1 protein-coding gene is annotated in these 1,047 nt (G+C 59.2%); it reads left to right on the top strand.

Annotated elements, in window-relative coordinates:
• Nucleotides 1-39: 39 nt before the first annotated feature.
• Nucleotides 40-1,047 (top strand): IS630 family transposase gene (locus K7W42_RS22705; protein ID WP_224577680.1). Its coding sequence is split into 2 segments (ribosomal slippage), with 1,007 coding nucleotides annotated over them: nt 40-507 and nt 509-1,047; the frame shifts between segments, so codons are not numbered across the junction. This gene is flagged as partial in the annotation.

Genomic DNA, 1,047 nt, shown 5'->3' on the forward strand with positions numbered 1-1,047 from the left:
TATTGATAACGGCGAAAATCCGTCTTGGTATTTTGGGGTATGGTGGAATGGCAGCCGACCCGATATACCCGTGACCAACTCGAAGAGCGCCGAGTGGCTGCTGCCAAGTGGCTTCAAGAGGGCAAGCACTCCCACCGCGAAATTGCTGAGCATTTCGGGGTCTCTGTTGTGACCGTCACCACCTGGAATGCGCGCCTCAAGAAGAGAGGCACCCTGCAGGCGACCGTCGCCACCGGTCGCCAGTCTCGGATGACCCCCGCACAGCACGAGCAGCTGCGCACCCTCCTGAAGGAGGGTGCGCTCGCCCACGGGTTCCCCGACGAGACCTGGACCACTCGTCGGGTGAGTGAGCTCATTGGTCGGCGGTTTGCGATCTGGTATCACCACGATCACGTCCGCAAAATCCTGCACCAGCTCGGCTGGACCCCACAAATGCCGGATGGACGCGCCGCAGAGCGCAACGAGCTGCGGATTGCCACCTGGGAAGAACAGACGGCACCCGAGTTGAAAAAAAAAGGTCGCTGAGGGCGCCACGCTGATCTATCTGGACGAAGTGGGCTTTGCGTTGAAGGGCGTGCGACGACGGACATGGTCGACCAGGGGCGTCACGCCCCTGGTCACGCTGCCCGCGAACTGGGCGAAGCTCTCGACGATTGGGGCGATGACTTCAGATGGGCGCTTCTTTCAGAACACGAAGACCGGCGCGATCAAGCATGGCGATGTCATTCAGTTTCTTCAACATCTGCTGCGTCATGTGACTGGAGAGATTGTCGTCGTGCTGGACAACGCCGCCATTCACCGAGCCAAAGCCGTACAAGCGTTCGTGGCAAGCCACGAACGCTTGTCGCTGGAATATTTGCCGCCATATGCGCCGGAACTCAACCCGATTGAATTGATCTGGGCCTACGTCAAGCGCAATGTCCTGGGCAACTTTTGCGCCCGTACGGTCGGGATGTTGAAGCAGAAGCTGGTGGGGGCGTGGCAGCGTGTGCGATACGTCGGGCTGCCACGACACCTTCTCAATACGAATCTATACCGTGATCAATA

Origin of the sequence: Deinococcus betulae (assembly GCF_020166395.1) — a bacterium.
Taxonomy (GTDB): Bacteria; Deinococcota; Deinococci; order Deinococcales; family Deinococcaceae; genus Deinococcus; species Deinococcus betulae.